Origin of the sequence: Mesorhizobium tamadayense (assembly GCF_003863365.1) — a bacterium.
GTDB classification, from domain to species: Bacteria; Pseudomonadota; Alphaproteobacteria; order Rhizobiales; family Rhizobiaceae; genus Mesorhizobium; species Mesorhizobium tamadayense.
The window spans coordinates 42,830-69,716 of sequence record NZ_RQXT01000034.1; the positions used below are offsets into that span (position 1 = coordinate 42,830).

General features: G+C 64.4%; 23 protein-coding genes. 8 read left to right on the forward strand and 15 right to left on the reverse strand.

Annotated elements, in window-relative coordinates:
- Positions 1-51: 51 nt before the first annotated feature.
- A complete protein-coding gene (locus tag EH240_RS23995; RefSeq protein WP_125003237.1) occupies positions 52-879 on the forward strand; it encodes a phosphate/phosphite/phosphonate ABC transporter substrate-binding protein in 828 nt (275 codons plus the stop codon).
- Here the strand turns inward: EH240_RS23995 and EH240_RS24000 are convergent.
- The 4 genes from EH240_RS24000 to EH240_RS24020 form a co-directional block, all read right to left on the reverse strand.
- Positions 841-2,187: a M24 family metallopeptidase gene (locus EH240_RS24000; protein WP_125003239.1), complete on the reverse strand. Its 1,347-nt coding sequence runs from the start codon at positions 2,185-2,187 to the stop codon at positions 841-843. The genes EH240_RS23995 and EH240_RS24000 overlap by 39 nt on opposite strands.
- 9 nt (positions 2,188-2,196) lie before the next feature.
- Positions 2,197-3,600 carry an ArnT family glycosyltransferase gene (locus tag EH240_RS24005; protein ID WP_245436329.1) on the reverse strand — a complete coding sequence of 468 codons (1,404 nt, stop codon included), beginning with the start codon at positions 3,598-3,600 and terminating at the stop codon, positions 2,197-2,199.
- 253 nt (positions 3,601-3,853) lie between these two features.
- Entirely contained in the window at positions 3,854-6,424 is a 2,571-nt protein-coding gene (locus EH240_RS24010) for a GcvT family protein (protein WP_125003243.1), read from the reverse strand.
- A gap of 160 nt (positions 6,425-6,584) precedes the next feature.
- Positions 6,585-8,162 carry a trimethylamine methyltransferase family protein gene (locus tag EH240_RS24020; RefSeq protein ID WP_125003245.1) on the reverse strand — a complete coding sequence of 526 codons (1,578 nt, stop codon included), beginning with the start codon at positions 8,160-8,162 and terminating at the stop codon, positions 6,585-6,587.
- A 296-nt stretch (positions 8,163-8,458) separates the two neighbouring features.
- On the opposite strand from EH240_RS24020, the gene EH240_RS24025 reads away from it, so the two are divergent.
- The gene (locus EH240_RS24025; RefSeq protein ID WP_125003247.1) at positions 8,459-9,619 is read left to right on the forward strand and encodes an MFS transporter; all 1,161 of its coding nucleotides are present in this window, start codon (positions 8,459-8,461) and stop codon (positions 9,617-9,619) included.
- Positions 9,620-9,628: 9 nt separating this feature from the next.
- Here EH240_RS24025 and EH240_RS24030 read toward each other — a convergent pair whose 3' ends face one another.
- Positions 9,629-10,165, reverse strand: coding sequence for a hypothetical protein (locus tag EH240_RS24030; RefSeq protein WP_125003249.1), 537 nt, complete (start codon positions 10,163-10,165; stop codon positions 9,629-9,631).
- Between the two features lie 134 nt (positions 10,166-10,299).
- On the opposite strand from EH240_RS24030, the gene EH240_RS24035 reads away from it, so the two are divergent.
- The 3 genes from EH240_RS24035 to EH240_RS24045 are packed head-to-tail and all read left to right on the forward strand — an operon-like array spanning position 10,300 to position 14,013.
- Positions 10,300-12,408, forward strand: coding sequence for a prolyl oligopeptidase family serine peptidase (locus EH240_RS24035; RefSeq protein ID WP_125003251.1), 2,109 nt, complete (start codon positions 10,300-10,302; stop codon positions 12,406-12,408).
- Between the two features lie 51 nt (positions 12,409-12,459).
- A complete protein-coding gene (locus EH240_RS24040) occupies positions 12,460-12,582 on the forward strand; it encodes a capsid protein (RefSeq protein WP_066999731.1) in 123 nt (40 codons plus the stop codon).
- Positions 12,583-12,633: 51 nt separating this feature from the next.
- On the forward strand, positions 12,634-14,013 hold the full coding sequence (locus EH240_RS24045) for an aspartate aminotransferase family protein (protein ID WP_125003254.1): 1,380 nt from the start codon (positions 12,634-12,636) through the stop codon (positions 14,011-14,013).
- Positions 14,014-14,340: 327 nt separating this feature from the next.
- Here the strand turns inward: EH240_RS24045 and mmsB are convergent, their stop codons facing one another.
- Positions 14,341-15,225, reverse strand: coding sequence for a 3-hydroxyisobutyrate dehydrogenase (mmsB, locus tag EH240_RS24050; RefSeq protein WP_125003256.1), 885 nt, complete (start codon positions 15,223-15,225; stop codon positions 14,341-14,343).
- Between the two features lie 24 nt (positions 15,226-15,249).
- Positions 15,250-16,416 carry an isobutyryl-CoA dehydrogenase gene (locus EH240_RS24055; protein ID WP_125003258.1) on the reverse strand — a complete coding sequence of 389 codons (1,167 nt, stop codon included), beginning with the start codon at positions 16,414-16,416 and terminating at the stop codon, positions 15,250-15,252.
- A 137-nt stretch (positions 16,417-16,553) separates the two neighbouring features.
- Here EH240_RS24055 and EH240_RS24060 point away from each other — a divergent pair, with 137 nt between their 5' ends.
- Together EH240_RS24060 and EH240_RS24065 are read left to right on the forward strand one after the other, a co-directional pair.
- On the forward strand, positions 16,554-17,159 hold the full coding sequence (locus EH240_RS24060) for a dimethylsulfonioproprionate lyase family protein (RefSeq protein WP_125003260.1): 606 nt from the start codon (positions 16,554-16,556) through the stop codon (positions 17,157-17,159).
- Entirely contained in the window at positions 17,159-18,634 is a 1,476-nt protein-coding gene (locus EH240_RS24065; RefSeq protein ID WP_125003263.1) for a cobyric acid synthase, read from the forward strand. The genes EH240_RS24060 and EH240_RS24065 overlap by 1 nt, the downstream gene beginning before the upstream one ends.
- Positions 18,635-18,878: 244 nt before the next feature.
- On the opposite strand, the gene EH240_RS24070 is transcribed toward EH240_RS24065, so the two are convergent.
- From EH240_RS24070 to EH240_RS24085, 4 genes are all read right to left on the reverse strand, one after another.
- Complete coding sequence (locus EH240_RS24070) at positions 18,879-19,298, reverse strand: VOC family protein (RefSeq protein WP_125003265.1); 420 nt, start codon at positions 19,296-19,298, stop codon at positions 18,879-18,881.
- Between the two features lie 86 nt (positions 19,299-19,384).
- Complete coding sequence (locus EH240_RS24075; protein ID WP_125003267.1) at positions 19,385-20,209, reverse strand: helix-turn-helix domain-containing protein; 825 nt, start codon at positions 20,207-20,209, stop codon at positions 19,385-19,387.
- 137 nt (positions 20,210-20,346) lie between these two features.
- Complete coding sequence (locus EH240_RS24080; protein WP_125003269.1) at positions 20,347-20,517, reverse strand: hypothetical protein; 171 nt, start codon at positions 20,515-20,517, stop codon at positions 20,347-20,349.
- A gap of 52 nt (positions 20,518-20,569) precedes the next feature.
- Positions 20,570-21,355 carry a TSUP family transporter gene (locus EH240_RS24085; RefSeq protein ID WP_125003271.1) on the reverse strand — a complete coding sequence of 262 codons (786 nt, stop codon included), beginning with the start codon at positions 21,353-21,355 and terminating at the stop codon, positions 20,570-20,572.
- Positions 21,356-21,461: 106 nt separating this feature from the next.
- Here EH240_RS24085 and EH240_RS24090 point away from each other — a divergent pair, with 106 nt between their 5' ends.
- The gene (locus tag EH240_RS24090) at positions 21,462-21,881 is read left to right on the forward strand and encodes a TerB family tellurite resistance protein (RefSeq protein WP_125003273.1); all 420 of its coding nucleotides are present in this window, start codon (positions 21,462-21,464) and stop codon (positions 21,879-21,881) included.
- 21 nt (positions 21,882-21,902) lie between these two features.
- Here EH240_RS24090 and EH240_RS24095 read toward each other — a convergent pair whose 3' ends face one another.
- From EH240_RS24095 to EH240_RS24110, 4 genes are read right to left on the reverse strand one after another with little or no spacing between them, the layout of a single operon-like run.
- A complete protein-coding gene (locus tag EH240_RS24095) occupies positions 21,903-23,525 on the reverse strand; it encodes an ABC transporter ATP-binding protein (RefSeq protein WP_125003275.1) in 1,623 nt (540 codons plus the stop codon).
- Positions 23,522-24,391 (reverse strand): ABC transporter permease, encoded by an 870-nt coding sequence (locus EH240_RS24100; protein ID WP_125003277.1) that lies wholly within the window; start codon positions 24,389-24,391, stop codon positions 23,522-23,524. The genes EH240_RS24095 and EH240_RS24100 overlap by 4 nt, the downstream gene beginning before the upstream one ends.
- On the reverse strand, positions 24,388-25,335 hold the full coding sequence (locus tag EH240_RS24105) for an ABC transporter permease (RefSeq protein ID WP_125003279.1): 948 nt from the start codon (positions 25,333-25,335) through the stop codon (positions 24,388-24,390). The genes EH240_RS24100 and EH240_RS24105 overlap by 4 nt, the downstream gene beginning before the upstream one ends.
- A gap of 29 nt (positions 25,336-25,364) precedes the next feature.
- A complete protein-coding gene (locus tag EH240_RS24110; protein ID WP_125003281.1) occupies positions 25,365-26,843 on the reverse strand; it encodes an ABC transporter substrate-binding protein in 1,479 nt (492 codons plus the stop codon).
- Positions 26,844-26,887 lie beyond the last annotated feature (44 nt).

The following is a 26,887-nucleotide window of genomic DNA, read 5'->3' on the forward strand; positions in this document are numbered from 1 at the left end:
CGCCGCGGGACGCAGGCGTCGAAGGGCGCCTGTTTTTGGAAGCTGTTCGTCATGAGTAAGTTGGTTGCGGCCTTGCCGATGTATGACTGGCCCGAGATGCGCGGCGAGGTCGACGCACAATGGGCGCGGCTCCGCGACGCCTTCCGGCAGAGGGGCATCGATGCGCCGGAAGCTGTGGCGCGCAGCAATCGCGACCTGCCGTCGGTGCCTGACGGCATTCGCGACGGCGCTGGAAAGCTGATCGCGCCGGACCCGGCGACATTGCCCCCGGACGAGTTCGATTTCCATCAGCTTTGGCTGAGCCCGGCGCTGCTCTTCGGACAGACCTGCTGGGGGCCGATGGACCTGGGTTTGGCCCGGCATGTGCAGGTGATTGCCCAGCCGAACTACGACGAATTCGAGGGCGGCCAGGGCGAGCTCTATTCCAGCGCGCTGGTCATGCTTGCCGATGGCGGGCCCTCGCTTGCGTCGCCCGCAGATGGCAAAGCCGTCGTTCCGCTCGATCTCATCCGCGGCAAGCGCTTCATCTTCAACAGTCCGGAGTCGATGTCCGGACTGCACGGATTGACGCGCGACCTGGAGGCGATGGCCGAAAGCCTCGACATCTTCGCCTCGCGCAGCGAAAGCGGCGGCCACCGCTCATCGATCGTCGCCATCGCCGAGGGCAGGGCCGATATCGCCGCGATCGACTGCCAGAGCTGGGCGTTGGCGCAGCGTTTCGAGCCGGCCGCACGGCGCGTGAAAGTGGTCGGCTGGACGGCAAGGCGGAAGGGGTTGCCCTTCATCACCGCCAGGACAACGCCGGCGGATGTGATTGCGTCCATGCGCGAGGCTGTCGCCTCAACCGCCAAGCAATCGTTCGTCCAGCGGGTAGGCTGAGAGCTTTTCGTTGCCGGTCTCGGTGATCAAGACCTGCTCCTCGATCTTGACGCCCTCGCGCCCGCCAAGCCGGCCGATATAGCTTTCCACGCACAGCACCATGCCCGGTTCGAGCACGCCGTCGGGCGTGTCGTCCGTCCAGTCGCTGGCATGCGGCAGGGTCGGATACTCATCCGCCAGTCCGATGCCATGATAGAGCACGCCGTAGCGGGTCGGGAAATAATCGCCGGGCGGCACCGCCGAACGCTCGACCAGGTCGCGGAAGGAGATGCCCGGCCGCAACAGCTCGGTATTGTAAGCGATCTGGTCGGCAGCGATGCGGAACAGGTCGCGCTGCTCGTTCGATGGCCTCCCGTCGCCGCAGAGCCAGGTGCGCGAGAGATCGGCGCAGAAGCCATAAGGGCCTATGAGGTCGGTGTCGAAGGCGACAAGATCGCCGTCCTCGACGATGCGCGAGGAGCATTCCTGGAACCACGGGTTGGTGCGCGGCCCCGACGACAAGAGCCGCGTCTCGATCCATTCGCCGCCGCGCGCGATGTTGCCGCGATGCAGTTGCGCCCACAGCTCGTTCTCGGAAATGCCGGGCTTCAGGGCCGCTTCCATCTCGCCCATCGCCGCCTCACAGGCGACGATGGCGCGACGCATGGAGAGGATCTCGTCGGGTGACTTGGTCAGGCGCGCATTCTCCATCACCGCCTCGCCATTGCCGACCGCGATGCCGCGGCGGGCGAGCTCCCCGAGGCCTTCCGGATCGATGTGGTCGACCGCGATGCGGCGATTGCCGCCGCCGTGCTCGGCAACAAGGTCGGCGATGCCGGCGGCCCAGCGCCGGACCTTCCGGTCGGTCAGCTCGCCGCTGTAGAGATATATCCACGACACCGCCGGCCGCACCTCGTCGACGACGCCGGAATGGTCGGACAGATGCTCGCAGGAGAAATAGTCGAACAGCACCACCGGACCGTCTGTCGCCACAAAACAATGGCGGGTCGGATTGTGCGCGACCCAGAGCTGCATGTTGGTCGAATCTGTCGCGTACCGGATGTTGACCGGGTCGTAGAGCAGGGCGCCGGCATAGTCGCGGCGCTTGAGCTCGGCGCGGATTCGGTCCAGCCGGTATTTGCGCATAGCCGGCAGGTCGGGCGCCGCAATGCCTGCCGCCGCCCATTCGGTTTCCGCTTGCGCGCCATAGCCCAGCACATGCTGGTTGAGCGCGGCAGCCTTGTCGCGGGAAGCCTCGCGCAGCGCCTCGACCGAGGCCGGCTCGAACGGCATGATCTTGCGATGCCGGCCAAAGCGTTGCTTGTCCATGCGGTTCCCCTACGGCGCCCCGATCTTGTGCAGCCTCGTTATGGTCACCTGGCGCGGCATGCCCCCGAACAACTGCGGCACCGCGATGTGCCGATGAACGGTGTCCATGACGTAGCCGGCCTCGGTGATCCTGTCGAAAATGACCGATGCCGCCTCTTCGTCATCCGCCAGCACCAGCACTGCGGGCTCGCGGATCGACTTGGCGAAATCGGGTATCTCGTCGTCGAGCACGACGAGATCGGGATCGACCAAGCGAAGATTGCCGATCCAGAACCAGTTTGAGACCACCGTGCCGACCGGCCCCTCGGCGGTCAGCTGACGCTGGAGCGAAGCGTAGTCAATCCGCACGATGCTGCCGCGGTTGTCGCCGCCGTGGACGTGCATGTACCAGCTTACCGGCAGCGCCAATATGGCGATCACGGCGCCGACGAAAACGATCGTCGCTTGCGTCTTCCTGCCCCTTTCCCCCATCGCATCCAGCCGCATGGCAAGGGCAGCCGGCAGCAGCACAAATACGGGAAGCATCCAGCGATCGCGAAACTGCGTCACGCCGCCCGCCAGCACCACCACGAGCGTGATTAGCAAGGCGAAGGCGATCGCCCGCCAGACCAGCTTCTCCGGCCACGGTGCGGCCTCGGGCGTTGGTGCGGGTTCTTTGCGTGCCAGGAAAAACGCCACCGCAAAGATCGCGACCGGCAACCCGGCGAAATTGAGTATCGCATTGCCCAACCCGAGGATGCCGCGAGACAAGGTCTTTGCTGCGCTGCCGCCCTCGGCGACGCCCAAGCCCCCGCTGTGCGCCAGCAGGTCCCCCAGATGCGTGAGGCTCCAGTAAAATGTCGGCAGGCAGGCAAGGATCGCCACCACCATGCTGATCAGGAAACGACGGTCGAAGATCGCCTCACGCGTTTCGCGAAGCGACAGCGCCGCAAGGAACAGCGCGGCGAGAAAGATCACCACATTGTATTTCGACAGCATGGCGGCGGCCGCCGCCAGGCCAAGCAGCGCATAGGCGGCTGCCGAGCGCCGTTTCTGCAGCTCGACCACCGCCAGCAGCAGCAGTGAGGAAAAACAAAAAACCGCGACCGAGTGGGTGAGGGCATGCTGCATCTCCCACACGATCTGCGGAAACAGCAGCAGGCCGAACATGGCGGCGGTCGCCGCGCGGTTTGAGTAGCTCAGGCGGCGCACCGCGGCGAAGCAGGCGATCAATCCGCCGGCCAGCAGAGCGTATTTGACGATCTTGAGCGCGAGGATGCTGGTTCCAACCAGCGAGGCCGCGAGGATGCCGAGCCAGGTGTATAAAGGCGGCTGCGAGCTGCCGTAGCCAGCCGCGAGGAACTGCATCGCCATCAACTGTTCGGAGTCGTCGACGCCCACGCTCGTGCCCACGAAGTGGGACAAGAGCGTCATCGCCACGATCTGCACAAGGCAATATGCAAGGGCGAATGCGACCGCGGCGCTGAAAGGGCCGACCCGTCCGTCGCAGAGCCAGTCGGTCCATTTCTCTAGCAGCCGCAAGGGGGTCGTCTTCTCATCTGATGCATGGGTGGCCGGTTGCTTTATAGCCGGCCACCCTCGCGATCCAAAGAGCCGTTGCCGCTCTGGCTTTTTGCCTTTCGCAATTCCGGACGGAAAACCGCGACACACTTTTCCTGGAATTGCTTTATGCTCGCATCTTCTCGCCGCTCGGGTCGAAGGGCGGCTCGACATTGATGCGGGCCGGACGGCGGCGACCGAGGATCTCGATCTCGAACAGGCCGGCGCTCTCGTCTTCCGCGAGGGCTGCCGGCACATAGCCCTGCGCCATCGACTTCTGCACGTAATGCGCATAGCCGCCCGAGGTGACCCAGCCGACGACGCGCCACTCGCCGTCGACGATGCCGCGCACGGCGGAAGCGCCTTCGGCGGCCTTGGAGCCACGCACTTCCTTGCCGGTCTCATCGAAGCGCGGCGCGCCATACCCATGCAGCTTTTCCACCGTGCCGTAGTCCTTGCTGACCTTGGCCCAGATCGGCTCGTCGCCCATCACGTCGGCATCCGCCGCATCGACGATGAAGGAGACGCGGCGCAGCTTCGGCCCTTGCGCCTGCTCCTTGGCTGACGCTTCGCGGCCGATGAAGTCGTTCTTCTCCAGCTTGATGAAGCGGTCCATCGAGCCTTCGAAAGGACCGTAGATCGGCCGCAACTCGCGAAACCAGGTCGGAAAATTCTTTTCCAGACGCATCGACAGCAGCGCGCGCATGCCGAAATCGACCAGACCGAATTCCTCGCCGGCTTCCTTGATCGCCCTGTAGACGAGACGCTGATAGGCGGGCGCCATCCACATCTCATAACCCAGGTCGCCGGTATAGGTGATGCGGTTGACCATGCAGGGCGCGCCGCCGACCGCCATCTCGCGGAAGTCCATGAAGCGGAAGGCCTTGGTCGAGACGTCGACGTCGACCAGTTTCTGGAGCAAATCCCGCGCGCTCGGCCCGGCGATGGACAGCCCGACCAGCGTCTGGTCGAAGCGGTGGATGCGCACCGAACCATCCTTCGGCAGATGCTTCTCGAACCAGCGCATATGATATTTCTGCGCCGCCGACGAGCCCCAGATCATGAAGCGGTCCTCACCGGTCTTGGCGATGGTGAAGTCGCCGATCAGCTTGCCGAATTCGTTGACCATGGGGGTCAGCACGATGCGACCGGTATTCGGCATACGGTTGGTCATCAGCCGGGTGAGGAAATCCTCGGCCGCCGGCCCCGACACCTCGTATTTGGCGAAGTTGGCGATCTCGGTGACACCGACCCGCTCACGCGTGGCGCGTACTTCCTCGCCGATCGGACCGAAATCGTTCGAGCGGTGGAAAGAGACGATGTCCTTCGGCTCCATGCCCTTCGGCGCGAACCAGAGCGGGGTTTCGAGGCCCCACGAGTCACCCATGACGGCGTTGTTGGCGAGCATGGTGTCGTAGAGCGGCGTCGTCTGCGCGGGCCGCGCGGCCGGCAGCTCCTCGTTCGGGAAGCGAATCGAGAAGCGCCGCGAATAGTTCTCGCGCACCTTGGCGTTGGTGTAGCGCAGCGTCGCCCATTCGCCGAAGCGGGCGACATCCATGCCCCAGACGTCGAAGCCGGGATCGCCGTGGACCATCCAGTTGGAGAGCGCGAGGCCGACGCCGCCGCCTTGGCTGAAGCCGGCCATGACGGCGCAGGCGCACCAGAAATTGGTCAGGCCCTGCACCGGGCCGACCAGCGGATTGCCGTCGAGCGCGAAGGTGAAAGGACCGTTGATGATCTGCCTGATTCCGGCCTTCTCGATGCCCGGGAAATGCTTGAAGCCGATCTCTAGCGACGGCGCGATGCGGTCGATGTCGGGCTGCAGCAATTCATGGCCGAAATCCCACGGCGTGTTGACCGGCGACCACGGCTTGCAGGCCTTCTCATAGGTGCCGAGCAAGATGCCGTTGCGCTCTTGGCGGGTGTAGATCTCGCCCTTGAAGTCGAGCACGCCGATCATCTCGCGGCCGGTCGACTTGTTGAATTCCTCGACCTCCGGCATCGGCTCAGTGAGCAGGTACATATGCTCCATCGCCAGCACCGGCAGCTCGACGCCGACCATGCGGCCGATCTCGCGCGCCCACAGCCCGCCGCAGTTGACGACATGCTCTGCCTTCACCGTGCCTTGCTCGGTGACGACGTTCCAGGTGCCGTCGACCTCCTGCGTCAGCTCGACGACGCGGTTGCGCAACACGATCTCGGCGCCGAGTTTTCGCGCGGCCTTGGCATAAGCGTGCGTCGTGCCCGACGGATCGAGATGGCCCTCGACCGGATCCCACATGGCGCCGACAAAATTGGTCTCATCCATCAGCGGGAACATCGCCTTCGCTTCCGAAGGCGTGATCAGCTCGGTGTCCATGCCGAGATAGCGGCCCTTGGCGTGAGCCAGCCGCAGGAAGTCCATGCGCTCGGGCGTGTCGGCCATCATCACGCCGCCGGTCAAATGCAGCGAGCAGGACTGGCCGGAAAGCTCCTCGATCTCCTTGTAGAGCTGCACCGTGTAGGCCTGCAGCTTGGCGACGTTGGGGTCGCCGTTCAAAGTATGGAAGCCGCCCGCCGCGTGCCAGGATGAGCCGGAGGTCAGCTCCGAACGCTCGATCAGCACGATGTCGGTCCAACCGGCCTTGGCGAGATGGTAGAGCACCGAGCAGCCGACGACACCGCCGCCGATGACAACCGCTTTTGCGTGGGATTTCATGAAGATAGGTCCGTTTTTTGGGAGAGTGAATCGAGTGAGCGTGGCGTGAAGACAAAGCGGAGATCGGATACAGCGATGTTTTCGGCCGGCCTGCCATCAAGCGCGGCAAGCGAAGCTCGACGGAGTGGGGGTCTACTGTTCATCAAATGAATACGGATGATCAGAAGTCGGTCGGCGCGCCGCCTTCGGCACGGCGCTTCTCGACGAAGTCGTTGAGTTCCTCGCGGATGGCCGGATCCATGTAGGGCTCCTCGTAGGAAGCAAGGCGCTCCTTCCACACCTTGTTCGTCCGCTCCAGCGCCGTCGGCGAGCCGGCCTCGGCCCAGGTCTCGAAATTGCGCCAATCGGAGACGATCGGCGAGTAGAAGGCGGTCTTGTAGCGTTCCTGCGTGTGCTGGGTACCAAAGAAATGCCCGCCCGGGCCGACCGACTGGATGGCGTTGAAGCCGAGGGCGTCCTCCGACAGATCGAGCGGGGTGAGGAATTCCGCCACCATCTGCAAAAGGTCGATGTCGAGGATGGTCTTTTCGTAAGAGCAGCGCAGGCCGCCTTCCAGCCAGCCGGCACCGTGCATCATCAGATTGCCGCCGCCCTGGATCGCGCCCCAGAGCGAGAACACGCTTTCATAGGCGGCCTGCGCGTCGACCGTGTTGGCGGCGCAGGTGTTCGAAGTGCGGTAGGGGATTCGATAGCGGCGGGCAAGCTGGCCGCCGACGAGCTGCGCCTTCATGTATTCTGGCGTGCCGAAGGCCGGCGCGCCCGACTTCATGTCGACATTGGAGGTGAAGCCGCCATAGCCGACCGGCGCGCCCTTCTTCACCATCTGCGCGAAGGCGATGCCGGAAAGCGCCTCGGCGTTCTGCTGCACCAGCGCGCCGGCGACGGTGACGGGGGCCATGGCGCCGGAGAGCGTGAACGGCGTCACGATCACAGCCTGGCCCATGCTCGACATCTGGATGATGCCTTCCATCATCGGCACGTCGAGCTTGAGCGGTGAATTGGTGTTGATGATGGTGAAGACCGACGGCTCTTCCATGAGTTGCTCGCGGCTGACGCCGCGCGCGATGCGGGCGATCTCGATGCCGTCGACGTTGCGTTCCTTGCCGAGCGAATAGATGTGGAAGACCTTGTCGGTCAGCATGGCGAGATCGCGGATGCATTCCAGATGCCGGACCGAAGGATGGATGTCGATCGGCTCGACCGGATAGCCGCCGGTGCATTGCAGGATGTTGTGCATCTGCGCCAGGCGCAGGAAGTTGCGGTAGTCGGCCTGGTTGCCGGGCCGCCGGCCGCGATCGAGGTCGGAGCAATTGGGCGCCGAGGCCATCATCGAAAGGATGACGTTGTTGCCGCCGAAGCGCAGATTATGCGCCGGATTGCGGGCGTGCAGCGTGAATTCCGGCGGGCAGTGCGCGACGAGCTCGAGGATCATGTCGCTGTCGAAGCGCACGCGCTCGCTGCCTTCGCGCACGTCGGCGCCATGCGCCTTCATGATGCGCCGGGCTTCGTCATGCAGAACGTCGACGCCGATTTCCCTCAGCACCCGCAGCGAGGCGACATGGATCGATTCCAGCTCGTCGTCGGACACCAGCTTCGTCGGCGTCAACGGGTTCTTCAACTGCCGGAACGGCGGCTGCTCGAAGGCGGCCGATCCACCGGCACGCTTTCCGGCGCGCCCGCCGCGGCGGGCGCGATCGGTTGCCAATGCCGGTTCGGCGGGATGAAGGGCGGCAGTCATGAGAAGCCTCGTCAGGATCTGAAAGTGGCCGGCATAATGGACCGGCGGCAATGCTGCCGGTAAGGAGGCGGCGACCACTAGGGCGAGGGAAGCGACATGACGGAGGGGCAGACGGTTGGCTCGCCAAATCACCGCTCCTACCCGGGCGATTGCTGGACTGCACGCGCTGCTGGTGGCCGTTCTTCGCAGCGCCCGCGCTCCTGACAGGTATTGGCTGGAGCATGCGCTTTCGCCGGCGGTGGGCCTTACGGCCATCGCCCACAACGGATAAGCCTCGAGCGATTGGAGCAGGGATGATGGCTCTGGCGGACTCAGGAAGCGGCGAGACGGTGCAGTGGGCTGCGATCACAGGCGTGATCGCGACCGTTTCCGTCTTCGCCATCGCGCAAGGGCTTTCCTATCCGCTGCTGAGCTTCATCCTGCAGCGCCAGGGCGTGTCGCCGGCTGTGATCGGCCTGTCGGCGGCGATGACGCCGGTCGGCTTCATCCTGTCCTCGCCGCTGATCCCGGGGCTGGCGCGCCGGTTCGGGGCAGGGCGCACGGCGCTCACCTGCGCTGTGCTCTCCGCTCTGGTGCTGGCGCTGATCGGCTGGACGCAAGACGTCTATCTCTGGTTCCCGCTGCGCTTCCTGATCGGCGTGGTCACCAATCCGCTTTATGTGCTCAGCGAAATCTGGGTGATCGCGCTGGCGCCGCCGTCGCGGCGTGGCCGCGTCATGGGCGTCTATTCGACGATCATTTCGGCCGGCTTCGCCGCCGGGCCCCTCTGCCTGCTTGCCGTCGGCACCGAAGGCTGGGCGCCGTTTCTCGTCGGCATCTTCGCCTTCGTCTTTTGCGGCGCCTGCCTGGCGCTGGTGCTTCGACGCCTGCCCAGGGTCGACGAGGCCGGGCACGGGGTTTCGGTGTTGGGTTTCATGCCGATGGCCTGGCTGCTACTGTCGACGGTCGTCGTGGCCGCCGGCTTCGAGCAAGCGGTGCTGGCGCTGCTTCCCGTCTACGGCACCCACTACGGCATTCCCGAGGCGCGCATGTCGGCGCTGCTGTCGATGATGATTGCCGGCAACATCGCCATGCAGGTGCCGCTCGGCCTGCTGGCGGAGCGGCTGACGGCGCGCCTGGTGCGCTTCGGCTGCGTGTCGGTGACGATCCTCGGCTGCGTGCTGCTGCCGGTGCTGATCGAGACGCCGCTGATCTGGCCCTGCGTCTTTATCTGGGGCGCGGTGTCCTACGGCATCTATACGATGTCGATCATCGAGCTCGGCGAGCGCTTCAGCGGCTCGACGCTGGTCGCCGGCAATGCAACCTTCTCGCTGATGTGGGGCGTCGGCGGCATCCTCGTCGCGCCGCTTACCGGCGGTGTCATGGATGTGATCGGCGCGTCCGGCCTGCCGGTCACGCTCGGCGCGATCTGCCTGGCGCTGGCGGTGGCGACCGTTGCGCGACGGCGGATGGTGTGAGGTAACCGCTTACTTGTCTTGTCGTCTGAAGATTGCCCACACGTCACAGTCGGCGTGCCGTTCCTCGGGATGTGTTTTGTACAGCAAATCTCGAATCTCCACAGCGCGATCAAAGTCATCTATCAGCCCGACAGGGGATAGTTCTGCGTTTGCAAACACGTCGGGGAAGCCGCCGCAATTGGTCAATGCACTGATGTCGACATCCTTGTCGAGCAGATCATAGCCCATGAAGGTGAACCCTTCCCAACCGAACGAGCGCACGTCTGCCGAAGGCCTTCGGATCACGCCAAGGATGTTGAGCTTGCTCGTATCGGTCAATTCCGAAAGCAGGAACTCCAGATCCACGAAGAAATTCAGCATGAAGTCTTCGTTCACGATGTGGGGCCAGTAGCTAGCCCTTATCTCCGCAAGTGCCGTCGGACAGAGGATGCCGTCGAGTGAGACCACCTCTGTCAATTGGGTGAGGCCCGACCACTCTATGTACTCGCCCCATCCCGTGCCGTGGGATGGATCAAACTTCTCAGTTGCAATGTACAGACGTTGCATGAGGTTCCTCGCAGTCCATGCCGAGAGCCTTACCATAGCGATTCGACCATTCGCATTTACGTGTTCCAATTGAATGTCGGTAGCGTCGTGCCAATGTTTGTGGCACCGAGCGTGACGAATTTTTCGGAGACTCCATGACCAAGTCGATCGCACAGAAGCAGCCAGGTTCATCCGCCGAAGATCGCTTTCTCTGGCTGGAAGACCGCAACAGCAAGGAAGCGCTCGAATGGGTTCATCGCCAGAATGCCTTGACGGTCGGCGAACTGCAGGGCGATCCTTCCTACCGGGCGGCATTCGAGACCGCGCTCGACCTGATGACCGCCGAGGACAACATTCCGGTGGGGGCCGCGCTTGCCGGCCATGTCTATAATTTCTGGCAGGACAAGACCAATGCGCTGGGTCTCTGGCGCCGCACGACGGTCGCCTCCTACAAGACCGAAAAGCCGGAGTGGGAAACAATCATCGACTTCGACCAGCTCTCGGCAAAGGAGGGCGTGAAATGGGTGTTCGGCGGGGCGAGCCGGCTCTATCCGGATTTCGACCGCTGCCTGCTCTCCATGTCGCCCGACGGCGGCGACGCCAGCGAGATGCGCGAGTTCGACATTGTGACGAAGTCCTTCGTCGCGGACGGCTTTCGTGCGCCGGCCTCGAAGTCGGGCTTTTCCTGGCTGGACAAGGACACGGTGATCGTCTCGGCGGCTTTCGCGGAAGAAGACAAGACACAGTCAGGCTATCCGCGCGTTATCAAGCTCTGGCGGCGCGGCACGAGGCTTGAGGATGCTGAGCCGATCTTCGAAGGCGAGAAGCATCACCTCGCGGTCGGCGGCGGCGTGGAGTTCGACGGCGACAAGCGGCATGTTCTGCTTGGCAAGACGATCGACTTCTTCACCTCGCACAGCTTCCTGCGGCTCCCTTCGGGCGAGAACCGGCGTGTTCCGCTGCCCGACGATGCCACCGACACGGCGATCTTCAAGGGACAGCTCGTCTTCGGCGTGCGCAGCCCGTGGACGGCGCCCGACGGCACGCGCTGCCTGCCCGACGGGCTCTACTCCGTCGATTTCGACCGTTGGATTGAAACCGGCACGTTCGAACCGATCGAGACGCTGCTCAAACCGGAGCGCCGCGTTTCCATTGCGGGTCTCGCCAGGACGCAGGACCGGCTGTTCATCAACCTGATGGACAATGTGCGCGGCAAGGTGGTCGTTTGCGATCGCACCGACAAGGGCTGGTCGCTGAAGCCGGTCGGCCTGCCTGGCAATGGCAATGTCGGCATCAGCCATGCCGAGCATTTCGGCTCAAGCGTCTCCTTCTCCTTCACCGACTTCCTGACGCCGAGCTCGATCATCTGGTCGGACGATGATGGTGTGACGGTTAAAACGGCGAAATCGCAGCCGGCCCGCTTCGACGCCTCGCCCTATGTCTCGGAGCAGTTCGAGGCGCGCTCGAAGGACGGCACGATGATCCCTTATTTCGTCGTACGACGGCGCGACCAGGAAGGGCCGGTGCCGGCGCTGCTCTACGGCTATGGTGGTTTCGAAGTGCCGCTCTTGCCGGGTTATGCCGGCATCCGCGGCAGGCTCTGGCTGGAGAGGGGCAACGCCTATGTGCAGGCCAACATCCGCGGCGGCGGCGAATTCGGCCCCGCCTGGCACCAGGCCGCGCTCAAGGGCAAGCGCCAGAAGGCCTTCGACGATTTCGCGGCGGTGGCCGAGGATGTGGTCAGGCGCGGCATCACCACGGCGGCGCAGCTCGGCATTCAGGGCGGCTCGAATGGCGGCCTGCTCACCGGCGTGTCGCTGACGCAGCGGCCGGGGCTGTTCGGCGCTGTCATCATCGACGTGCCGCTGCTCGACATGCTCCGCTACACCGATCTGCCGCCCGGCGCGTCCTGGATCGCCGAATATGGCGACCCGTCGAAGCCGGAGGATGCCGCCTGGCTCGCTTCCTATTCGCCCTATCAGCATGTCGCGGCCGATGCCGCCTATCCGCCGGTGCTGCTGATGACCTCGACCGCCGACGACCGCGTCCATCCCGGCCATGCGCGCAAGATGGCGGCGCGGCTGCAGGCTGCCGGTCATGCCCGGACGCTGTTCTTCGAGGAAACGGAGGGCGGTCACGGCGGGCGCGGCGATCGGCGGCCGCAAGCGGCGCAAACGGCGATGCGCTATGTCTTTCTGCAGCGGGCGCTGAGCACTGGACCGAAAAGTGGAAGCCGGTTTTCGGACAATCCGGTGCTCGACTGAAAACGCGGCACGGCTTGAATTCGGGGCATCAGGCAGCATAAGCTGCCTGCCATGGTCCGCATCAGCACTTCTGGCGCCTTCGGGGTCGCGGTGACGCCGTCACCGCGCACGCTGCGTGCCGAGCTTTTGCGGCTCTGCGCCCGCATCGGCTACTCGCCGCCCCGCTTCCTCTGACGAATCCGCCCCGGCTCCTGCCGGATTGGTTCAAGAGGAAAGATCAAATCCATGACCTATCAGAACTATTCGCTGAAGCAGCTTCAGCAGATCGATGCCGCGCATCACCTTCATCCCTTCACCGACCACAAGGAACTGCGAGAGATCGGCTCGCGCATCATCACCCGCGCCGACGGCCCGTTCATCTACGATTCGGAAGGATCGGAGATCCTCGACGGCATGGCGGGCCTCTGGTGCGTCAATGTCGGCTATGGCCGCGACGAGCTTGCGGACGCCGCCTATGCCCAGATGAAGGAGCTGCCTTACTACAACTCCTTCTTCAAATGCTCGACGCCGACGCCGGTGCTGCTGTCGAAGAAGCTGGCGGAGCTGGCGCCGAAGCATGTCGGCCAGGTCTTCTACGGCTCGTCCGGCTCGGAGGCCAACGACACGGCGCTCAGGCTCGTGCGCCACTACTGGGCGCTGGAAGGCAAGCCGGAGAAGAACCGGATCATTTCGCGCAAGATGGGCTATCACGGCTCGACCATCGCCGGCACCTCGCTCGGCGGCATGGAGCCGATGCACAAGCAACTCGGCGGCGCGGTGCCCAACATCGTCCATGTGATGATGCCATATGCCTATGAGCTGGCGCTGCCGGGCGAAAGCGACCATGATTTCGGCATCCGCGCGGCGAAGGCGGTGGAGGATGCGATCCTTGAAGGCGGCGCCGACAAGGTCGCCGCCTTCATCGGCGAGCCGGTGATGGGCGCCGGAGGGGTGAAAATCCCGCCGATGAGCTACTGGCCGGAGGTGCAGCGCATCTGCCGCAAATACGATGTGCTGCTGATGCTGGACGAGGTGATCACCGGCTACGGCCGCACCGGCGAGTGGTTCGCGGCGCAGACGTTCGACGTCGAGCCCGACACCATCACCACCGCCAAGGCGCTGACCTCCGGCTACCAGCCGCTGTCGGCGCTGCTGGTCGGCGACCGCATCAGCAGGACGCTGGTCGAGAAGGGCGGCGAGTTCTACCACGGCTACACCTATTCCGGTCATCCGGTGGCCTGCGCGGTGGCTTTGAAGAACCTCGAGATCATCGAACGGGAAGGCCTGGTCGACCGCGTCAGGACCGACACCGGCCCCTATTTCGCGCAGGCGCTGCAGGAACGCATCGCCGGTCACAGGCTGGTCGGCGAGGTGCGTTCGATCGGCCTGATGGGGGCGATCGAGATCGTCAAGGACAAGGCGACCAAGGAGCGTTACCTGCCGTCGGGAAGCGCTGCGGTCGTCGTGCGCGACCACGCGATCTCGCAGGGCATGATGCTGCGCGCCACCGGCGACACGATGATCCTGTCGCCGCCGCTGATCTGGACGCGCGACACCATCGACATGGCCTGCGAGCGCATCGCCAAGGCGCTCGACCTTGCCGAGGCGGATTTGCGGAAGCGCTGAGCGAGGCGGGTCGCCGGGCATTCGTTTGGCGATATGTCCGGCGACCGACCCGTCACGCTTGGATCATGGTCGCGTAAACGCAAAAACCGCGTCCCAACGGGAACGCGGCTTTGCCAGATACGCATGGCGCTTCGCTACAAGAGACTTGCGAAACTTACGGGCTCCGGTACGCGAGACCTGATCCGGAGCGCCGGGCGGTTGCGATGTCCGCCTCGCAGTCCGTTTTAAAGGCACATCGTTACCGGTGCGTTATCGAGAGCTTAAGCAAATCTAAATTTGCCGGCTTTCGCCGAAAAAATATGCTAATAATCCTTTTAAAGCAGTCGCTTAGTTTTTATCGCCGCGCAGGAAATTAATAATGCCGGAAAAATCGGCGCCGGCATTGCCCTGCGCGTTGAACAACGCGTAGAGCTGCGTCGCCTCGGCGCCCAGAGGCGTCACGGCGCCGGCGCCTTGCGCGGCTTCCTGCGACAGTTTCAGGTCCTTCAGCATCAGCGCCGCGGCAAATCCCGGCTTGTAGTCGTGGTTGGCGGGCGATGCCGGAACGGGTCCGGGCACTGGGCAGTAGGTGGTGAGCGACCAGCATTGACCCGACGAGGTGGAGGCGACGTCGAAGAGCGCCTGGTGCGAGAGACCGAGCTTCTCGGCGAGCACGAAGGCTTCGGCGACACCGATCATCGAGATGCCGAGGATCATGTTGTTGCAGATCTTGGCGGCCTGGCCGGCGCCGTCGCCGCCGCAATGAACGATGCGGCCGGCCATCGGCTTCAGGATCGGCTCGGCGGCGGCGAAAGCCGCGTCCGAGCCGCCGGCCATGAAGGTGAGCGTGCCAGCGGCGGCGCCGCCGGTGCCGCCAGAGACGGGCGCGTCGATCGACGGCAAGCCATGCTTGATTGCAATCGCGTGGGCCTTGCGCGCCGATTCGACATCGATGGTCGAGGAATCGATGAACAGCGCGCCCTTTTTCGCCTTGGGCGCGATGTCCCCGTAGACCGACAGCACATGCTTGCCGGCGGGAAGCATGGTAATGACCACATCGGCGTCCTTCACGGCTGCGACGGCATTGGCCATGACGGTGACGCCGTGCTCTTTTGCTACGGTCAAGTTCTCGGGCACGAGATCGAAGCCGAGCACGGCATGGCCCGCCTTGACCAGGTTTGCTGCCATTGGATTGCCCATATTGCCCAAGCCGATGAAGGCGATGGTTGCCATCGTTGTTCTCCAGAATATTTGCCGTCAGCGTCCGATCAGCGCGCGAGCGATGATGACACGCATGATCTCGTTGGTGCCTTCGAGAATTTGGTGGACGCGCAGGTCGCGCACCAGCTTCTCGATGCCGTAGTCATGCAGATAGCCATAGCCGCCATGGAGTTGCAGCGCCTCATTGGCGACATCGAAGCCGACATCGGTGACGAAGCGCTTGGCCATCGCCGACCATTTGCCGGCGTCCGGCGCCTTGCGGTCGAGCTTCGAGGCGGCGGCGTAGAGGAAGATGCGGGCCGCCTGCAGTTCCGTTTCCATGTCGGCCAGCCTGAACTGCAGCGCTTGGAACTGGTTGATCTTGGTGCCGAAGGCCTTGCGCTCGGCCGTGTAGGCCAGCGCCTTGTCGAGCGCCGACTGCGCGCCGCCGAGCGAGCAGGCGGCGATGTTGAGCCGGCCGCCATCGAGCCCGGCCATGGCGATGCCGAAGCCGGCGCCTTCGGCGGCAAGCAGGTTCTCGGCCGGCACCTTGCAGTCCTCGAAGATGACCTGGCGGGTCGACTGCATGTGCCAGCCCATCTTGTGCTCGTTGGCGCCGAAGGAGAGGCCCGGCGCATCCTTGGACACGACGAAGGTCGAGATGCCTTTCGGCCCGTCGCCGCCGGTGCGCGCCATCACGACATAGAGATCGCTGTCGCCGGCGCCGGAGATGAACTGCTTGGCGCCGTTCAAGACATAGTCTCTGCCGCTCTTCACTGCTCGGGTCTTCAAGGCTGCCGCATCGGAGCCGGAGCCAGGCTCGGTCAGGCAATAGCTCGCCAGCCATTCCATCGACGTCAATTGCGGCAGGAAGCGCCGGCGCTGCTCGTCGCTGCCGAAACGATCGATCATCGAGGCCGCCATGTTGTGAATGGAGATGAAGGAGGAGAAGGCAGGGTCGGCGCGCGCCAACGCCTCGAAGATCAGCACCGCATCGAGGCGGCCGAGCGCTGAACCGCCGACATCGTCCTTGACATAGATGCCGCCGAGACCGAGCGGCCCCGTCTCGCGGATCACATCGGCGGGAAAGTGCTTTGCCCGGTCCCAGTCGAGCGCGTTCGGCGCGACGCGGTCGGCCGCAAAGGCCTCAGCCATCTCCTGGATGGCGCGCTGCTCCTCGGTGAGTTCGAATTGGCCAGTGCCCGCATCGACTGCCGCGTCCATGGCGTGCTCCCTGTCGTTCAGACCTTCTGGCCTGTCGTTTTTGGCTTTGCGCGCCGTCCAATCTAGACCAATGATGCCGCCGCGCAACCCGGCCCTCCGCGGAGCGGCTGTGCATGGAATGATCAACGGAGCTCTGCGTGCCGACAGTCTTCGATCAGTTGCTTGACCGGTTCCGCGGCTATCTCGCCAGCGTCGATAGCGATCTGGTCGTGGACGCGGTCGCGCGCATCGATTGGGACATGCCCTCTCGTTCGCTCGAACCGCATCCACTCGGCTGCCTGCGTCGTCTCGATCGCATCGCGGAAATTGCGCCGCAGGATGCCAGGCCGCTGGCGCAGTTCGTGGCCGACCATCGAGACGAATTGCGCTGGGGACAGACCTATACGGCCGCCGATTTCGGCCAGACCTTTATCGACAATTACGGCTGGCTTGAGGTGTTCGGTACGCGCGGCCATTTCATCAATGACGAGGTCGCGGCCGGTCTGCTGATCCTTGGGCCCGGCATCGTCTATCCCGACCATCACCACATTGCCGAAGAGATCTATATTCCGCTGACCGGCGGCGCGGAGTGGCGAATGGGCGAGGGCGGCTTTCAGGTTCGCGCGGCCGGCGAGGTCGTTCGTCATGCGTCCAACGTCAACCATGCGATGCGCACCGGCGAGGAGCCACTGATGGCGCTTTATATTTGGCGCGGCGGACCGCTGGCGCAGAAGTCGACCATCGGCTCGGAGGGCATGGGCTGATGGCAAAAGCGATCATGCTGCAAGGCACCGGCTCCGATGTCGGCAAGACCGTACTCGTGGCGGGGCTTTGCCGCGCGGCGAGAAAACGCGGTTTGAAGGTCAGGCCGTTCAAACCGCAAAACATGTCGAACAATGCCGCCGTCGCCGATATCCCCGGCGACAATGGGGCCGGCAGCGGCGAGATCGGCCGCGGGCAATGGCTGCAGGCGCTGGCCTGCGGGGTTCGGCCGACCGTGCACATGAACCCGGTGCTGCTCAAGCCGCAGAGCGACATCGGCTCGCAAGTCGTGGTGCAGGGCAAGGTGTTCGGCGAGGCGCGGGCGCGCGACTATCAGGCGATGAAGGCCAAGCTGATGGACGCGGTGCTGGATTCCTGGGCGAAGGTCGGGGAGGGCGCCGATCTCGTGATTGTCGAGGGCGCGGGCTCGCCTGCCGAGATCAATCTCCGCAGCCGCGACATCGCTAATATGGGCTTTGCGACGCGCGCCGACGTGCCGGTGATCCTGGTCGGCGATATCGACCGCGGCGGCGTCATCGCTTCGGTCGCCGGCACGCATCTGATCCTGCCGGAGGAAGACCGGTGCATGATCGCAGGCTATCTCATCAACAAGTTCCGCGGCGACGTCTCGCTGTTCGACGACGGCATAAGCGCGATCGAAAAATTCACCGGCTGGCGCTGCTTCGGCGTGGTGCCGTGGCTGAAGGCGGCCGGTCGGCTGCCGTCGGAGGATTCGGTCGCGCTCGAGCGTCTCGCCACCGGCGAGAAGCGGGCGCTGAAGGTTGCGGTGCCGATGCTGGCGCGTATCGCCAATTTCGACGATCTCGATCCGCTCAAGGCCGAGCCGCAGGTCGAGGTGGTGTTCGTGCCGCCGGGCAAGCCGTTGCCGGAGGATGCTGGCCTGGTGGTGATCCCAGGCTCGAAGTCGACGATCGGCGATCTCATAAAATTCCGGGAGAATGGCTGGTATCGGGACCTCGCCGCACATCGCAGGCGCGGCGGCCATGTCGTCGGTATCTGCGGCGGTTATCAGATGCTCGGCCGCGTGGTGCGCGATCCCGACGGCATCGAAGGCAGCATCACCGAGACTGAAGGCCTCGGCCTGCTCGATATCGAAACGGTGATGGCGCCGGAAAAAACGGTGCGCAATTCAAGCGCGCGATCGATGCAGTTCGGGCTGCCGCTCGATGGCTACGAAATCCATCTCGGCCGCACCACCGGTCCGGACACGGCGCGGCCGTCGGCGATCATCAACGGCGTCGAGGACGGCGCGGTTTCCGCCGACGGCAAGGTGATCGGCACCTACCTGCACGGGCTGTTCTCCGCCGACGCCTTTCGCGCCGCGTATCTTGCGAGCCTGGGCGTCAGCGGCGGCGGCATCGATTACCGCGCCGAGGTCGAGAAGGCGCTGGACGAGGTCGCGGCCGAACTGGAGACGCATCTCGACTGCGACGCGATTTTCGCACTGGCGCGCTAGGTCCTTCTGCCGACCACGTTTGAGATTGGCGAAAACGCTCATCGGGTCGTCATCCACGGGCGAAGCAAGGAGCGAAGCGACGCGGCGCAGACCCGAGGATCCATGCGCAGAATTCTGCTCCGATGCACTCCTCGGCCAAGGTCACGGCATGGATCCTTGGGTCTGCGCTCCGCTTCGCGTCGCTACGCCCAAGGATGACGATGTTCGAAAGGCGTCGGCCAACCTCAAGCGTAAGCGCTGAGGTTCAAGCCTTCTCCCCAGCCTTCGGCCAATAGGTGCCGAAGGACCAGACATTGCCTTCCGGATCGAGGCAGATGAACTCGCGGCTGCCGTAATCGCGGTCGACCAGCTCCTGGATGATCTTGGCGCCCGCATTTTTCGCCCTGGCATAGGCGGCATCGGCGTCATTGACGGCGATGTAGATAGACTTGCCGCCACGGCCGCCCGGCTCGCCGACCATCTTGCCGTAATCATCGTCGCGGACCGTGCCCAGCATGATCATCGACGAGCCGAAGGTCAGCTCGGCGTGATGGACGATGTCGCCTTCGCCGTAGCGGGCGCGGACCTCGAAGCCGAAGGCGTCGCAGAGCCAGTCGATCATCTTGGACGCGTTCGTGTAGCGCAAGGCGGGATAGATGCGGGGTGCTTCGGTTGCCGTGGGCATGACAAACTCCCTGGTGATTTGATGGAAGCCAGTCTCAGGCAAAAGTGGTCCAGCGTCTTGAAGAAATGTTACCTGCAGGGCAGGGGCTAAGCCAGCGCGGTCGGTGTTTCGCCGGCGAGCTGACGAAACTCGCGCACCAGATGCGCCTGATCGGCATAGCCGCAATCGGCGGCGATGCCTACCCAGTCGTCTTCCTGCCGCTTCGATAGGGAAAGCGCGCGATTGAAGCGCACGATACGCGACAATGTCTTCGGCCCGATGCCGATCGCGTCGGAGAATTTTGCCGCGAGATGCTTGCGGCTCCAGCCGAGTTCTTCGGCAAGCGCCGAAATCCGGGTTCGGCCGCCGGTGGCGAGGACCGTCCCGTAAGCCCAGGCGACTTCGGGCGAAAGCTCTATGGCTTTCGCAAGCCGGCTGGTCACGAAAGCTTCGGCAATGGCAAAGCGCGTGTCCCAATCTGGCGCTTCGCCAAGCTGCTCGCACAATGCGATGCCCTCGAAGCCCAGCGCATCGTCCAGGCCGACCATGCGGTCCCGCAATTCGCTCATCGGCACGCCGAAAAATTGCCTTGCGCCGAGCGGCGTGAAATTGACCTGGACGCAGCAGCAGCCGCCGAAGGATTCGATCACGACAGGACCGGCATAGAGGCCGGCGGCGAAGCTGGCGAAACGGTCGTTGTCGCCTGGGTCGCGGCCAAGCCCGATCGCGAAGGCATCCGCGAAGCTGATCACCAGCGGCACGGTCAGCGAGGCATATTCGACGATGCGGAAATGGCCGGGCCATAGCTCGCGGTAGCCGCAGACATCGGTGACACTGCCCGCGAGCGCGGCGGCGGGCTTGCGCCGGACCATCTCGAAATGGAGGGCCGGGGACCGATCGTCTTGCCGATGGCGCTCTGTCTCGTCGGACATCAGCCGAGCCTAGCAGACCATGCCCTCAAATCAAAAGCGCCCGGCGGGGCCGGGCGCTTCGAGTTGCCAGAGATCGGCTAAAGCGGTTTACGCAATTCCGAACGGAAAACCGTTACACACTTTTCCTGGAATTGCTTTCAGGCACCGCGCATCAGGCAGCCTGCGGCAAGCACGATATAGGCGATGAGGACAATCCACACCGCGGCAAGAGGAATAAACGCAAGAAGGCCAAGAGCGGCGAGAAGGCCGATGATGGCGATGACCAACGAAATAATGAACACGATCTGGGTAGGTGCACTGAGATTCATGTCCGGTTCCCTCCAACATGATTCGCACGCACGAATTCTATCAGCAGCGCGGTCACACACCAATGAGCTGGCGCAAGGGATTGGCCGGGTCGGCAAGCAGCTTGGCTGCCAACGCCAGGCAGACGACAACCAGCAGCGGTTTAATCAGTTTCGCGCCGATCCTGATGGCGAGGCTTGCGCCCACACGGGCGCCGAGGAACTGCGCTATGCCCATGATCAAACCAATCTTCCAGTCGATAACGCCGACCGCGGCGAAGATGGCGAAGCCGCCGATGTTGGAGGCGAAGTTGAGCAGCTTGGTGTGCGCGGTGGCCTTGAGCACGCCGTAGCCGGCAAGGCTGACAAAGGCTAGCATGTAGAAGGAGCCGGCGCCGGGGCCGAAGAGGCCGTCATAGAAGCCGACCAGCGGTGGAATGACGAGGCCGAACAGGAAAGGCGACAGCCGTTCGGCGCGGTCGACATCGTTCATGTTGGGCTTGAGCGCAAAGTAGAGAGCGATCGCGATCAGGAGAACAGGCAGGAGCGCGCGCAGGAAATCGCCGGGCACGACCGTCGCCAACAGGGCGCCGGCCGCGCTTCCGATCAGCGCCAGCAGCGCTGAAGGGAGCTGGCGGCGCAGATCGACCTGGCCTTTCGCGGCATAATGGATGGTGGCCGAGCCGGAGCCGAACATCCCCTGAAGCTTGTTGGTGCCCAATGCCGCGACCGGCGAGAAGCCGGCCAGAAGCAGCGCCGGGATGGTGATCAGGCCGCCGCCGCCGGCGATCGAATCGACGAAGCCCGCCGCGAAAGCGGCAGCAGTGAGCATGAGGGCGGTCTGCAGGGTAAGATCGATCATCGAGGGTGCAGTCACGGGAGGGAGCTGCAGCTTCCATCATGCCCGCCCAGTTTGCGCAAGACCGATTCCACGCTAACAATCTCAACAGAATCGCAAGGAGAGGCTTATGGCGATGGCGCTGCTCGACCAGATACGCTCGATCTTCGACGGCGACCCGGGCGTGCGCAAGGTCGCGGACGATCCGGTGCTGTCGGCGGAGCTTTTGATGCTGTTCCGCATGATCCTGGCGGACGGCTCGGTCTCGGAGAGCGAGATGGTCGCCTTCCGGCGCATCTGCAAGGAAGCCTTCGGCATTCCCGAAGCCTCGATCGACAGCGTCATCGAATACCTCAACGACTATGGCTACGAGACCAACGGCTCGCAGGCGATCGCCCTGTTCCGTGACCTCGACGTCGAGCGGCGCAAGCTGCTCGCGCGCCACATGGCGGAGATCGCCAAGGCAGACGCGAAACTGGCCGAGAGTGAGGTCAAGCTGCTGCGCCGCACGCTCGACCTGCTCGACATCAGCCCTGTCGATGTGGTGTAGCCGGATGGCTGAAAGGGCCGCTTATCCCTGTTCCTGCAGGCGCCGCGCGATCGCGCGGTGAAGGTCGGGCGCCGCGGACACTAGCGCCTGTGCCGCTTCCGATCGCGGATTGTCGAGCACGTCTGCGGTCCTGCCGCGTTCGACGATTTTGCCCTCGTGCATGACCAGCACCTCGTCGGACATGGCGCGGGCAACTGTCAGGTCGTGCGTGATGAAGAGGTAGGCGATGCCGAGCTTCTGGTTGAGCTCGGCGAAGAGGTCGAGGATCTGGGCGCGGATCGAGACATCCAGCGCCGAAACCGGCTCGTCGGCGACCACCAGCTTCGGGCGGGTGATGATGGCGCGGGCGATCGACAGGCGCTGGCGCTGTCCGCCCGAGAATTCGTGCGGGTACTTGTCCATGTCGCTCGGGCCGAGCCCGACTTCGTCGAGCGCATGCGCGACCATCTCGCGGCGCTCGGCCCTGGCCGGCTGCTTCTCCAGAAGATGCAGCGGCTCGGCCACCAGTTTCTCGACCTTCTGGCGCGGGTCGAAGGAGCCGTACGGATCCTGGAACACCACCTGCATGTCGCGGCGCGCCGGCTTCAGCTCGGCTTCCGCCTTGCCGGTGATGGTCTCGCCGCGAAAGCGGATCGCGCCGGCCGTCGGTTTGTCCAGCGCCAGGATCATGCGGGCAAGCGTCGACTTGCCGCAGCCGGAGCGGCCGACGAGCGCCACCGACTGGGCGGGCTCGATAGTCAGCGAGACATCGTTGACGGCGCGGATCGGCTCTGCCGGTCGGAACAAGGATTTGCGTCGACCCGGATAATCCCGGCTGACGCTTTCGACCTCGAGCAGCGGCTTTGCCGAGCCGGCAAGGTGGGTTTTGGGGCGCGCCGGCACATGCATCGAGGCCAGCGCCAGCTCGCGCGTGTAGGGGTGGAACTGGTCCGACAGCGTGCGCGCGGTATCGCCGGCTCCCATCACCTCGCCACGGCGCAGGATGGTCAGGCGGTCGGCCATTTCGGTCACCACCGCGAGGTCGTGCGAGATGAGGAGCAAGCCCATGCGGTTTTCGGCGACGAGGTCGCGCAGCAGATCGAGGATCTGCGCCTGCAGCACCACGTCGAGCGCCGTCGTCGGCTCGTCGGCGATCAAGAGCTTCGGCTTCAGCGCGCAGGCAATGGCGATGACGACGCGCTGGCGCTGGCCGCCGGACAGTTCATGCGGGTAGCGCGAGAGAGGGAATTTCGCTTCCGGCAAGCCAACGCGGTCGAGCATTTTTCGCGCGCGTTCCTCGGCCTCCGCGCGGCCCGCCTTCGTGTGCCAGCGAATGCCTTCGGCCACCTGCTCGCCGATCGTCTTGACGGGATTGAGTGCCGTCATCGGCTCCTGGAAGACCATGCCGATGTCGTCGCCGCGCAGCGCGCACATCTGGTCCTCGCTCGCGCCGAGGATGTCGATGCCGTCGAAGGTGACACGCCCATTGGTACGCGCCAGATGCGGCAGCAGCCGCATCACGGTCAGCGCCGTCATCGACTTGCCGGAGCCAGATTCGCCGACCAGGCCGACCACTTCGCTGGGCGCGATGGCGAGGTCGACGTCTTTGAGGATCGGCGTCTCGCCGATGGCCAGCGACAGGTTCTCGATTTCGAGCAGGCTCATCGGCGCCGCCGCGATTTCGGGTCGAGGATGTCGGCGATGCCGTCGCCGAGCAGGTTGAGCCCGAGCACGGTGATGACGATCGCCATGCCTGGAAAGATCGCCATCCAGGGCGCCGTCACCATGCGGGTCTGGGCGTCGAACAGCATGCGGCCCCAGCTCGGCATTGGCGGCTGCGCGCCCAGGCCAACGTAAGAGAGGCCGGCTTCGGCCAGGATGCCAAGCGCGAACTGGATCGTGCCCTGGACGAGCAGCAGCGTGGCGATGTTGGGCAGGATGTGCTCGACCGAGATCTGCGTCATGCCTTTGCCGGCGGCGCGCGCCGCAAGAATGAATTCGCGCGGCCAGATCGCTAGCGCGCCGGCGCGGGCGACACGGGCGAAGACCGGTATGTTGAAGATGCCGATGGCGATAATGGCGTTGACGGCGCCGGGGCCGAAGATGGCGGTGATCATGATCGCCGACAGCAGCGCCGGGAAGGCGAAGACGAGATCGTTGACGCGCATCAGCGCCTCGTCGGCAAGGCTGCCGCGCGCGGCAGCGAAGGCGCCGAGCGGCACGCCGACACCCATGCCGATGCCGACCGCCACCAGCGCCACGGCGATCGAGTTGCGGGCGCCGACCATGATCATCGACAAGATGTCGCGGCCGAAATGGTCGGTGCCGAACCAGTGTGCCGGCGAAGGTGCCTGCGTCTTGTCGGCGATCACCAGCCTGGTCACGTCATAGGGCGTCCAGATGAAAGAGAGGATAGCGACTGCCGCCACCAGGAGCGTGATGGCGAAGCCAATTAGGAAAGAGCGGTTGCCGAAGGCCTTGGCCAGAACGCCGGCAAGGGTTTCCTCAGGCAGGTCGACGCGCATCGTCATTGCCGGCCCCTTAGCCGCGGATCGACGACGGCATAGGAGAAGTCGACAAGCAGGTTGACGGCGATAACGGCGGCGACGAGCAGCATGACGATGCTTTCGACGACGATCAGGTCGCGTTGGTTGATGGCCTGGAGCACCAGTCGGCCGAGCCCCGGCAAATAGAAGACATTCTCGATGATAATGGTGCCGGCGAGCAGGAAGGCGAATTGCAGTCCGAGGATGGTGAGCACCGGGATCATGGCGTTGCGCAAGGCGTGGCGCCACAGCACCGCGCGGTAAGGCAGGCCCTTGGCGCGGGCGGTGCGGATATAGTCCTCGTTCAGCACCTCGATCAGCGCCGAGCGGGCGACGCGCGCCAGGATCGCCGCTTGCGGCAAGGCCAGCGCGACGGCCGGCAGCAGCAGCGATTTCACCGCCGGCCAGGCACCGGCGCTCCAGCCGGGAAAACCGCCGGCCGGCACCAGCCGCAGCCAGACGGCGAAGAGATAGATCAGCATCAGCGCGAACCAGAAGTTCGGCACGGCGACGCCGAGCTGGGCGGCGCCCATGGCAAGCGCATCGCCGGCCCGGCCTTGGCGGCCGGCGGAAAACACCCCGACCGGAATGGCGATGGCCGTCGACAGCGCCAGCGCGATCAGCGCCAGCGGCAGGGAGACGACGACGCGCTCACGCACGAGATCGATGACGGGCACCGAATAAGTGTAGGAGCGGCCAAAATCGAGACTGAGCAGCCCGCTTGCCCAGTGCAGGTAACGCAGGACAAACGGCGCGTTCAGCCCCATCTGGTTGCGCAGTAACTCGACCTGGTCGGCGCTGGCGTTGAAGCCGAGCATCAGGCGTGCCGGGTCGCCGGGCAGGATCTCCATCACCGCAAACACCACCATCGAGGCCAGCACCAGCGTGACGGCCGCGATGATGAGGCGCTTGAGCAGGTAGGCGGTCATGGCAGGCGATCAGGCGATCGCGCCAGCCGTCACTCCGTCCACTTCACCTTGGTGAGGTCGTTGGCCTGGATCGGCGCGTTCTCCCACAGGCCCTGCAGCTTGGCGTCCCAGACACCGACCTTCGGCAGCTCGTAGAGGAAGCCGACCACGGCGTCGTCGGCGAGGATCTTCTGCGCCTCTCCCAGCAGCTCTTTCCGCTTGGTCTCGTCCGAGGTCAGGTTGAGCTTGGCGATGATCGTGTCGAAGGCAGGATTGTCGTAGTTGAAGTAATAGTCCTTGCGCGAATAGATACCGAGGTCATTGGGCTCGGTGTGGGAGACGATGGTGAGGTCGTAGTCCTTCTTGGTGAAGACCTGATCCAGCCACTGGGCCCATTCCACGGGCACGATCTCCAAGTCGATGCCGATCTCGCGCAGCTCGGAGGCTATGATCTCGCCGCCAAGCCGCGCATAGGAAGGCGGCGGCAGCTTCAGCGTCGCCTTGAAGCCTTTTTCGAGACCGGCCTCCTTCAGCAGTTCCTTGGCCTTGTCGATATTATGCGGGTAGAGGCCGGTAAGGTCGACATAATCCTTGTTGGCGGGCGACATATGCGAGCCGATCGGCACGCCGAGGCCCGCCGAGGCGCCGTCGATGATCGCCTTGCGGTCGAGCGCGAAGGAGATCGCCTGCCTGACCTGCAGCTTGTCGAAGGGCGGCTTCTTGTTGTTGATCGCCAGGATGGTCTCGCCCTCGGTCGAGCCGATCACCACATGGAAGCGCGGGTCGCCCTTGACCTGCGAGACGCTGTCCGGATCGAAGAAGGGGAAGGCCTGGATGTCGCCGGAAAGCAGCGCCGGCACGGCGGCGGCCGCGTCCGGCACGATACGGAACTCGACCTTGTCGAGGAAGACCGGCGCGCCCCAATAGTTGTCCGATTTGACCAGCGTAATCGACGAGCCCTTGGCCCAGTTCTGGAACTTGAACGGGCCGGTGCCGATCGGCTTTTCCTTGTTGGTGTCGGCCGATTTCGGCGACACGATCACCGCGTCGCCCCAGCCCATGTTGTAGAGGAAGGAGCCTTGCGAGTTCTTGAGCGTGATCTTGACAGTGACGGGATCGACCACGTCGATCCTGTCGATCTGCGCGAACAGGCCTTTCTGCGCGTTGACCGAATTGTCGGCGCGGGCGCGGTCGAGCGAGAATTTCACGTCGTCGGCGCTGAAGCCGCTGCCGTCGTGGAATTTCACGCCGGTGTGCAGCTTGAAGCTGTAGGTCTTGCCGTCATCGGAGATGGCCCAGCTTTCGGCAAGGTCGGGCAGCACCTCGCCGTTCGGGCCGATGCGGGTGAGGCCTTCGAAGACATTGGCATAGAGAACCTCGTCGATCGCGGCGGCGGCGCCGGCGGTCGGGTCGAGATGCGGGGGTTCGAGCGGAATGCCGATGACGAGATCGGTGCGCGCCGCAAATGCCGACGTGGCGGCAGCGAAAGTAAGCACGGCCGCGGCCAGAATGGTCTTCCACAGTTTCATTGCCGAACTCCCCATGTGGTCAAACGGTCAAGCCCGGCGGATAG